The organism is Microbacterium sp. CPCC 204701 (genome assembly GCF_004010105.1).
Taxonomy (GTDB): Bacteria; Actinomycetota; Actinomycetes; order Actinomycetales; family Microbacteriaceae; genus Microbacterium.
The window spans coordinates 1-8,203 of the sequence record NZ_RRYE01000114.1; the positions used below are offsets into that span (position 1 = coordinate 1).

Genomic DNA, 8,203 nt, shown 5'->3' on the forward strand with positions numbered 1-8,203 from the left:
GCAACGGTGTGGTCGGCGTCGGCTACGGCAAGGCCCGTGAGGTGCCGCTGGCGATCTCGAAGGGTGTCGAAGAGGCCAAGCGCAACTTCTTCCGCGTCCCCCGTGTCGGCTCGACGATCCCGCACCCCGTGCAGGGTGAGGCGGCCGCCGGTGTGGTGCTGCTTCGACCCGCCGCCGCCGGTACCGGTGTCATCGCCGGTGGTCCGGTGCGTGCGGTGCTCGAGTGCGCCGGCATCCACGACGTGCTGTCGAAGTCGCTCGGGTCGTCGAACACGATCAACATCGTCCACGCGACGGTGGCGGCCCTGAAGCAGCTCGAGGAGCCCCGTGCGGTCGCCGCGCGCCGTGGTCTCGAGTTCGACCAGGTCGCCCCCGCCCGTCTCGTCCGTGCCGAGGCTGAGGCCGCGGCCGCTGCGAAGGCAGGTGTCTGATGGCTGCGCGTCTGAAGGTCACGCAGGTCAAGTCCAAGGTGAGCGAGAAGCAGAACCAGCGCGACACGCTGCGTTCGCTCGGTCTGAAGCGGATCGGCGACTCGGTCGTCCGTCCCGACGACGCGCAGACGCGCGGCTATGTCCGGACCGTCGCGCACCTCGTCAAGGTTGAGGAGATCGACTGATGGCTGAGAAGGCCGAGAAGAACGAGGCCGTCGAGGCTGAGGCCAAGAAGGCCCCCGCCAAGAAGACGGCTGCGCCCAAGGCTGCCGCTGAGAAGAAGGCTCCCGCCAAGGCGGCTGCCGACAAGGCGGAGAAGGCTCCCGCCAAGAAGGCTCCGGCCAAGAAGGCGGATGCCCCTGCCGCGCGCCCCGGCGTGCTCAAGGTGCACCACCTGCGTCCGGTTCCGGGCTCGAACACCCCCAAGACCCGCGTGGGTCGCGGTGAGGCCTCGAAGGGCAAGACCGCGGGCCGTGGCACGAAGGGCACCAAGGCTCGCTACCAGGTCAAGGTCGGCTTCGAGGGTGGGCAGATGCCTCTGCACATGCGCACCCCGAAGCTCCGCGGCTTCAAAAACCCGTTCCGCGTCGAATACCAGGTCGTGAACCTGGACAAGCTCGCGGAGCTGTACCCGGCCGGTGGCGACGTCACCGTCGGCGACCTGGTCGCCAAGGGTGCGGTGCGCAAGAACGAGAAGGTCAAGGTGCTCGGCACGGGCGACATCTCGGTGAAGCTCAACGTGGCGGTCGACAAGGTCTCGGGATCCGCCGAGCAGAAGATCGTCGCCGCGGGCGGCAGCGTCAAGTAAATACTCACAGTGGGGGTCGGAGCTTGCTCCGGCCCCCACTGGGTTACCCTGGACGTCGGCATGTCGCCGGGCCTGCCGGCATCCCCACTGGAGGAAACCTCTTGTTCAGCGCCATCGCGCGGGTCTTCCGCACACCCGACCTTCGGCGGAAGATCGCATTCACTCTGGCGATCATCGCCCTGTACCGCTTCGGCGCGCACATTCCGGCGCCGTTCGTCGACTTCCCGAACGTGCAGTCGTGTCTGCGTGACTCCGCCGGCACCGAAGGTCTGCTCTCGCTGGTCAACCTGTTCTCGGGCGGCGCGCTGCTGCAGCTGTCGATCTTCGCGCTGGGCGTCATGCCGTACATCACCGCGACGATCATCGTGCAGCTGCTGCGCGTGGTCATCCCGCACTTCGAGACCCTTTACAAGGAGGGTCAGTCGGGCCAGGGAAAGCTGACGCAGTACACGCGCTACCTCACCATCGCGCTGGCGCTCCTCCAGTCCACGACGCTGGTCACCGTCGCACGCAGCGGGCAGCTGTTCGGCACGACCGGCATCCCCGAGTGCGAGCAGCTGCTCACCAACGACGTGTGGTGGGCGCAGCTCCTCATGATCATCACCATGACCGCCGGCACGGGCCTCATCATGTGGTTCGCCGAGCTGGTCACCGAGCGCGGCATCGGAAACGGCATGTCGCTGCTGATCTTCACGTCGATCGCGGCGACGTTCCCCGCCTCGCTGTGGGCGATCGCGCAGGCGCGCGGCTTCGAGGTTTTCCTCCTGGTGCTGGCCGTCGGCATCGTCGTCGTGGCGCTCGTGGTCTTCGTCGAGCAGTCGCAGCGCCGCGTCCCGGTGCAGTACGCCAAGCGCATGGTCGGCCGCCGCACGTACGGCGGGACGAATACGTACATCCCGATCAAGGTCAACATGGCCGGCGTCGTGCCCGTCATCTTCGCGTCGTCGCTGCTGTACATCCCGGCACTCATCGCCCAGTTCAACATGCAGCCGAACGCCGACAACGAGATCCCCGGCTGGGTCGCCTGGATCCAGACGTACTTCACGAACGGCGATCACCCCATCTACATGGCGGTGTACTTCCTGCTGATCGTCGGATTCACCTACTTCTACGTCGCGATCACGTTCAACCCCGTCGAGGTCGCCGACAACATGAAGAAGTACGGCGGCTTCATCCCCGGCATCCGTGCGGGTCGTCCGACGGCCGAGTACCTCGACTACGTGCTCACGCGCATCACGCTGCCGGGCTCGCTCTACCTGGGTCTCATCGCACTGCTTCCGCTCATCGCGCTGGCGACGGTCGGCGCGAACCAGAACTTCCCGTTCGGCGGCGCCTCGATCCTCATCATCGTCGGCGTGGGCCTCGAGACCGTCAAGCAGATCGACGCCCAGCTGCAGCAGCGCCACTACGAGGGGCTGCTGCGATGACCCGCCTTCTGATCGTCGGGCCGCAGGGCTCGGGCAAGGGCACCCAGGGCGTGCGTATCGCCGAAACCTTCGGCATCCCCGCCGTCTCGACCGGTGACGTGTTCCGCGGTGCTGTCGCGGCCGGCACGCCCCTCGGGGAGCAGGTCAAGGCGATCATCGAGGCCGGCGACCTGGTCCCGGACGAGCTGACGAGCGCCGTCGTGCGCGAGCGACTGTCACAGCCGGATGCGGCGAGCGGGTTCCTGCTCGACGGGTATCCGCGCAACGTCGCCCAGGTGATGCACCTCGACGAGTTCCTCGAGGGCCGCGGCGAGGCCATCGACTCGGTCATCGAGCTCGAGGTCCCGCGTGACGAGAGCATCGCGCGGCTGTCGCGTCGTGCCGCAGAGCAGGGGCGCAGCGACGACACCGAAGAGGGCATCGCGAACCGCCTGGCGATCTACGAGCGCGAGACGGCCCCGATCCTCGACATCTACCGTGCCCGCGACGTCGTCGAGCGCATCGACGGCGTGGGGTCGCTCGACGAGATCACCGGTCGCATCGTGGCGGCGCTCGAGGCCCGCGGTCTCGGCCGCGGTGCCGCGGCGTGACCATGGCGCTCCGCCGATCCATCTACAAGTCGCCTGCGCAGCTGCGGGCGATGATCGAGCCCGGTCTGATCACGGCGGCCGCACTCGGCGCCGCCCGCAAGCTGATCGCGCCGGGAGTGACCACAGCCGAGCTCGACGCCGCCGCATCCGAGGTCATCACCGCCCGCGGCGCCAAGTCGAACTTCCAGATGGTGCGCGGGTACCGCCACACCATCTGCGCCTCGGTCAACGAGCAGGTCGTGCACGGCATCCCCGGCGACCGCGCCCTCGCTCCCGGTGACATCGTCTCGATCGACGCCGGCGCGGAGTACAAGGGCTGGAACGGGGACTCAGCGTTCACCTTCGTCGTGCCCGACGAGGCCCGCCCGGATGTCGTCGCCGAGCGCCGGCGGCTGTCGCAGGTCACCGAGGGGTCGCTGTGGGCCGGCATCGCCGCGCTCGCCACTGCGAAGCACCTCGGCGAGATCGGCGCCGCCGTCCAGGAGCACATCGAGGCGAACTCGCCCGAAAGCGGCGCCTACGGCATCCTGCGCGAGTACGTCGGCCACGGCATCGGCCGCAAGATGCACGAGTCGCCGTCGGTGTTCAACTATCGCGTGGCCGACCCCGGCCCCGAGGTGCGCCCCGGTCTGGTGCTGGCGATCGAGCCGATGGTCGTGATCGGCGACCAGGCCACCTTCGTCGAGGACGACGGCTGGACCGTGTCGACGATCGACGGCACCGCCGGATCCCACTGGGAGCACAGCGTGGCCGTGCACGAAGACGGAATCTGGGTGCTCACGGCGCCCGACGGCGGAGCCGCGGGCCTTGCGCCGTTCGGCGTGACGCCGCGCGAGATCGCCTGAGGAGGCGCGAGATGGCACAGGGTGCGCGCAAGGTCAACTGGTTCGCGATCTGGGTCACCGCCGGCGTCGCGGTGGCGCTCGTGCTCGTCGTGGTGCTCGTCGTGACGCTGAACAACTCCGCCGCGCCGAAGCCGCTGCCGACCGATGTGTCTACGCCTTCGGCGTCGAACATCGACGGCGAGACGGGCGCGATCCTCGTGGGCGACGGCGAGGGCCGCCTCGACACGTACATCGACTTCATGTGCCCCATCTGCAACCAATTCGAGCAGCTGTACGGGGCCGAGATCGAGTCCCTGGTCGACGACGGCACCATCACGCTCGGCATCCACCCGATCTCCATCCTCGACAGGCAGTCGCAGGGCACGCAGTTCTCGACGCGTGCCGCGAACGCCGCGTACTGCGTCGCGACGGAGGACGCCGAGGCGTCGCTTCCGTTCCTGCAGGCGATGTTCGCGAACCAGCCCCAGGAGGGCACGCGCGGGCTGTCGAACGGCGAGATCCTCGAAGTCGCGGCGGGCGTCGGGGTGACCGGTATCGAGTCGTGCGTCAACGACGGCACCTACGCCGGCTACGTCACGGCCATGACCGACGAGACGCCCGTGCAACCCGGCTCGCAGGGCATCGGCACACCGACGGTCGCGGTCAACGGCGAGGTCATCTCGAACAGCCAGCTGCCCGAGCCGGGCCGGCTCGCCACGCTCTTCGAGTAGCCGACGGATGCCGCGGCGCCCGGCATCGCGAAGCGCGCGGCGAGCATTTGCCGAGGCATCCGATATCACGTATGCTTGATCTTTGGTGCGTTGCGCCTTCATTGGCGTGTCACAGCACCGAACCCCATCCACCGCAGACCGACCGGTCAGCACAACTGTAAGCGAGCGTATGGCGAAGAAAGACGGTGTCATCGAGATCGAGGGCGTCGTGTCGGAGGCACTGCCCAACGCGATGTTCCGCGTTGAGCTCACCAACGGACACAAGGTGCTCGCCACGATCTCGGGCAAGATGCGGCAGAACTACATCCGCATCATCCCCGAGGACCGCGTCGTCGTGGAGCTCTCGCCCTACGACCTCACCCGCGGCCGCATCGTCTACCGCTACCGCTAGCCCGGTCGAGAAGTAACGCCCCGCGCTTCGACAAGAGCTCAGCGAGCGAAGCGCGCCCGGCGAAGACAGCGAAGAGGAAACATCATGAAGGTCAACCCCTCCGTCAAGCCCATCTGCGACCACTGCAAGGTCATCCGCCGCCACGGTCGCGTCATGGTCATCTGCAAGTCGAACCCGCGTCACAAGCAGCGCCAGGGCTGAACGGATACCGCGCGCCGCGCGGCCCGCGAACTCACAACTCAATACACACAGGCAGCATCAGAACCTCTCCGGAGGGGACACCTCGGGGCGGAGGCCCGGGCACCGATGCTGCTCCACACCTCCACTCACTCCTAGGAGAGCCGCATGGCACGTCTTGCCGGCGTCGACATCCCGCGCGACAAGCGCGTGGTGATCGCCCTTACCTACATCTACGGCGTTGGCCGTACCCGTTCGAACGAGATCCTCAAGGCGACGGAGATCGACGAGAACGTCCGCGTCAAGGACCTCAGCGACGACCAGCTCGTCGCGCTCCGCGACTACATCGAAGGCAACTACAAGGTCGAGGGTGATCTCCGTCGTGAGGTCGCCGCCGACATCCGCCGCAAGGTCGAGATCGGCTCCTACGAGGGTCTGCGTCACCGCCGCGGCCTTCCGGTGCGCGGTCAGCGCACGAAGACGAACGCCCGCACCCGCAAGGGCCCGAAGCGCACCGTCGCCGGCAAGAAGAAGGCGCGCTAAGGCGCGGCCCCAGGTTTAGGAGAACACGCACATGGCACAGGCCAAGACCGCCGCGCGCAAGCCGCGCCGCAAGGAGAAGAAGAACATCGCGCTGGGCCAGGCCCACATCAAGTCGACGTTCAACAACACGATCGTCTCGATCACCGACCCGTCGGGCGCCGTCATCAGCTGGGCGTCGTCGGGCGGGGTGGGCTTCAAGGGCTCGCGCAAGTCGACGCCGTACGCCGCCGGCATGGCCGCGGAGTCCGCAGCCCGCCAGGCGCAGGAGCACGGCGTCAAGAAGGTCGACGTCTTCGTGAAGGGCCCGGGCTCGGGCCGCGAGACCGCGATCCGCTCGCTGCAGGCCGCCGGCCTCGAGGTGGGCTCGATCCAGGACGTGACGCCCCAGGCACACAACGGCTGCCGTCCGCCCAAGCGCCGCCGCGTCTGATCTCTCGCCCTTCGACAGGCTCAGGGACCATTCCCTCAGCCTGTCGAAGGGCCACCGTTCGTTTCCGGATGCTTCCGCCGAGGCATCCCTCGAGTAAAACTCAACACCTCACTCACCGCACGTGTCATATAGCGGGCACGTGATCGAAAGGAACACATAGTGCTCATCGCACAGCGTCCCACTCTGACCGAGGAGAAGGTCGGGGAGTTCCGCAGCCGTTTCGTCATCGAGCCGCTGGAGCCCGGCTTCGGCTACACGATCGGCAACGCGCTGCGTCGCAGCCTCCTCTCGTCCATCCCCGGCGCGGCCGTCACGTCGATCCGCATCGACGGCGTCCTCCACGAGTTCAGCACCATCCCCGGTGTGAAGGAGGATGTCACCGAGATCATCCTCAACATCAAGCAGCTCGTCGTCTCGAGCGAGCGCGACGAGCCCATCACCGCCTACCTGCGCAAGACCGGCGCCGGCGAGGTCACCGCCGCCGACATCTCGGCGCCCGCCGGTGTCGAGGTGCACAACCCCGAGCTGGTCATCGCGACCCTCAACGACACCGCGAAGTTCGAGCTCGAGCTCACGATCGAGCGTGGCCGCGGCTACGTGTCGGCGACGCAGAACCGCAACGAGTACGCCGAGGCCGGTCAGATCCCGATCGACTCGATCTACTCGCCGGTGCTCAAGGTCTCGTACCGCGTGGAGGCCACGCGTGCGGGTGAGCGCACCGACTTCGACAAGCTCGTGCTGGATGTCGAGAGCAAGTCGTCGATCGCCCCGCGCGACGCTGTCGCATCGGCCGGCCGTACGCTGACCGAGCTCTTCGGCCTGGCCCGTGAGCTCAACGTCGAGGCCGAGGGCATCGAGATCGGTCCCGCGCCGGTCGAGACCGTCCTCTCGAACGAGCTGTCGATGCCCATCGAGGACCTCGACCTGTCGGTCCGCTCATACAACTGCCTCAAGCGCGAGGGCATCAACACCGTGTCGGAACTCGTCGCCCTCTCGGAGACGCAGCTCATGAACATCCGCAACTTCGGTCAGAAGTCGGTCGACGAGGTGCGCGACAAGCTCGTCTCACTCGGCCTGTCGCTGAAGGACTCCGTCCCCGGGTTCGACGGCGCGCACTTCTACGGCGGCTACGACGACGAGACCGTCTGAGCCGGTGGATGCCGCGGCCGCGGCATCCGTCCCCCCGACCGACTTCTTCCCACTGGAGTAACTGAGAAATGCCCAAGCCCACGAAGGGACCCCGCCTCGGAGGCGGCCCCGCCCACGAGCGCCTGCTGCTTGCGAACCTGGCCGCCGCGCTGTTCACGCACAAGTCGATCAAGACGACCGAGACGAAGGCCAAGCGTCTTCGTCCGCTCGCCGAGCGTCTGATCACGTTCGCCAAGCGCGGCGACCTGCACGCCCGTCGCCGGGTGCTGTCGGTCATCGGTGACAAGGAAGTCGTGCACATCCTCTTCACCGAGATCGCGCCGCTGGTCGCCGACCGTGAGGGTGGCTACACCCGCATCACGAAGGTCGGCAACCGCAAGGGCGACAACGCGCCGATGGCCGTGATCGAGCTCGTCCTCGAGCCCGTGAACAAGAAGCCGTCCGCCAAGAAGGCTGCCGCCAAGACGGATGCCGCGCCCGCGGCTGCCGAGGAGGCTCCGGCCGAGGAGGCTCCGGCCGAGGAGGCTCCGGCCGACGAGACCCCCGCCGCCGAGGCCGGCGCGGAGTCGCAGGAGGAGGGCGCCGCCGCTGAGGCTGCGGCCGAGGAGGCCGTCGAGGCCCCCGCCGAAGAGAAATCCGAGTAATCGGATCACGCCGGGCGTCCGCCCGGCACCCTTGCACCGCGAGACCCGCGGCCCTTCG

Annotated in this window: 13 protein-coding genes; all 13 read left to right on the top strand. The window is 67.8% G+C overall.

Translation table 11 applies throughout. From position 1 onward, the window contains the following. Positions 1 to 431 (top strand): ribosomal protein S5 (locus EIO58_RS08865; RefSeq protein WP_127819226.1); only part of this gene is annotated, 431 nt, incomplete at its 5' end. Continuing rightward, the gene (gene rpmD, locus EIO58_RS08870) at positions 431 to 616 is read left to right on the top strand and encodes a 50S ribosomal protein L30 (RefSeq protein WP_018171461.1); all 186 of its coding nucleotides are present in this window, start codon (positions 431 to 433) and stop codon (positions 614 to 616) included. The genes EIO58_RS08865 and rpmD, both read left to right, overlap by 1 nt. Further along, a complete protein-coding gene (rplO, locus tag EIO58_RS08875) occupies positions 616 to 1,239 on the top strand; it encodes a 50S ribosomal protein L15 (RefSeq protein ID WP_127819227.1) in 624 nt (207 codons plus the stop codon). Before rpmD ends, rplO begins: the two co-directional genes overlap by 1 nt. A 101-nt stretch (positions 1,240 to 1,340) precedes the next feature. Beyond that, a complete protein-coding gene (gene secY / locus EIO58_RS08880) occupies positions 1,341 to 2,666 on the top strand; it encodes a preprotein translocase subunit SecY (protein WP_127819228.1) in 1,326 nt (441 codons plus the stop codon). Continuing rightward, positions 2,663 to 3,256: an adenylate kinase gene (locus EIO58_RS08885; protein WP_127819229.1), complete on the top strand. Its 594-nt coding sequence runs from the start codon at positions 2,663 to 2,665 to the stop codon at positions 3,254 to 3,256. The genes secY and EIO58_RS08885 overlap by 4 nt, the downstream gene beginning before the upstream one ends. Positions 3,257 to 3,258: 2 nt before the next feature. Next, positions 3,259 to 4,101, top strand: a complete 843-nt coding sequence (map, locus tag EIO58_RS08890) for a type I methionyl aminopeptidase (RefSeq protein ID WP_127819234.1) — start codon at positions 3,259 to 3,261, stop codon at positions 4,099 to 4,101. 11 nt (positions 4,102 to 4,112) lie between these two features. Further along, complete coding sequence (locus EIO58_RS08895; RefSeq protein ID WP_127819230.1) at positions 4,113 to 4,811, top strand: DsbA family protein; 699 nt, start codon at positions 4,113 to 4,115, stop codon at positions 4,809 to 4,811. Positions 4,812 to 4,980: 169 nt separating this feature from the next. Then, on the top strand, positions 4,981 to 5,202 hold the full coding sequence (infA, locus tag EIO58_RS08900) for a translation initiation factor IF-1 (RefSeq protein WP_005050493.1): 222 nt from the start codon (positions 4,981 to 4,983) through the stop codon (positions 5,200 to 5,202). Between the two features lie 84 nt (positions 5,203 to 5,286). After that, entirely contained in the window at positions 5,287 to 5,403 is a 117-nt protein-coding gene (rpmJ, locus tag EIO58_RS08905; RefSeq protein WP_005050492.1) for a 50S ribosomal protein L36, read from the top strand. Positions 5,404 to 5,547: 144 nt separating this feature from the next. Continuing rightward, positions 5,548 to 5,922 carry a 30S ribosomal protein S13 gene (gene rpsM / locus EIO58_RS08910; RefSeq protein WP_127819231.1) on the top strand — a complete coding sequence of 125 codons (375 nt, stop codon included), beginning with the start codon at positions 5,548 to 5,550 and terminating at the stop codon, positions 5,920 to 5,922. A 31-nt stretch (positions 5,923 to 5,953) separates the two neighbouring features. Then, entirely contained in the window at positions 5,954 to 6,352 is a 399-nt protein-coding gene (rpsK, locus tag EIO58_RS08915; protein ID WP_056117708.1) for a 30S ribosomal protein S11, read from the top strand. Between the two features lie 159 nt (positions 6,353 to 6,511). Continuing rightward, positions 6,512 to 7,501: a DNA-directed RNA polymerase subunit alpha gene (locus tag EIO58_RS08920; RefSeq protein ID WP_127819232.1), complete on the top strand. Its 990-nt coding sequence runs from the start codon at positions 6,512 to 6,514 to the stop codon at positions 7,499 to 7,501. A 68-nt stretch (positions 7,502 to 7,569) separates the two neighbouring features. Then, positions 7,570 to 8,145: a 50S ribosomal protein L17 gene (rplQ, locus tag EIO58_RS08925; RefSeq protein WP_127819233.1), complete on the top strand. Its 576-nt coding sequence runs from the start codon at positions 7,570 to 7,572 to the stop codon at positions 8,143 to 8,145. Positions 8,146 to 8,203 lie beyond the last annotated feature (58 nt).

Coding starts and splice junctions, on each gene's coding strand:
- infA (WP_005050493.1), top strand. CDS start 4,981: ATGGCGAAGAAAGACGGTGTCATCGAGATCGAGGGCGTCGTGTCGGAG.
- rpsK (WP_056117708.1), top strand. CDS start 5,954: ATGGCACAGGCCAAGACCGCCGCGCGCAAGCCGCGCCGCAAGGAGAAG.
- rpmJ (WP_005050492.1), top strand. CDS start 5,287: ATGAAGGTCAACCCCTCCGTCAAGCCCATCTGCGACCACTGCAAGGTC.
- rplO (WP_127819227.1), top strand. CDS start 616: ATGGCTGAGAAGGCCGAGAAGAACGAGGCCGTCGAGGCTGAGGCCAAG.
- EIO58_RS08885 (WP_127819229.1), top strand. CDS start 2,663: ATGACCCGCCTTCTGATCGTCGGGCCGCAGGGCTCGGGCAAGGGCACC.
- map (WP_127819234.1), top strand. CDS start 3,259: ATGGCGCTCCGCCGATCCATCTACAAGTCGCCTGCGCAGCTGCGGGCG.
- rplQ (WP_127819233.1), top strand. CDS start 7,570: ATGCCCAAGCCCACGAAGGGACCCCGCCTCGGAGGCGGCCCCGCCCAC.
- rpsM (WP_127819231.1), top strand. CDS start 5,548: ATGGCACGTCTTGCCGGCGTCGACATCCCGCGCGACAAGCGCGTGGTG.
- EIO58_RS08895 (WP_127819230.1), top strand. CDS start 4,113: ATGGCACAGGGTGCGCGCAAGGTCAACTGGTTCGCGATCTGGGTCACC.
- rpmD (WP_018171461.1), top strand. CDS start 431: ATGGCTGCGCGTCTGAAGGTCACGCAGGTCAAGTCCAAGGTGAGCGAG.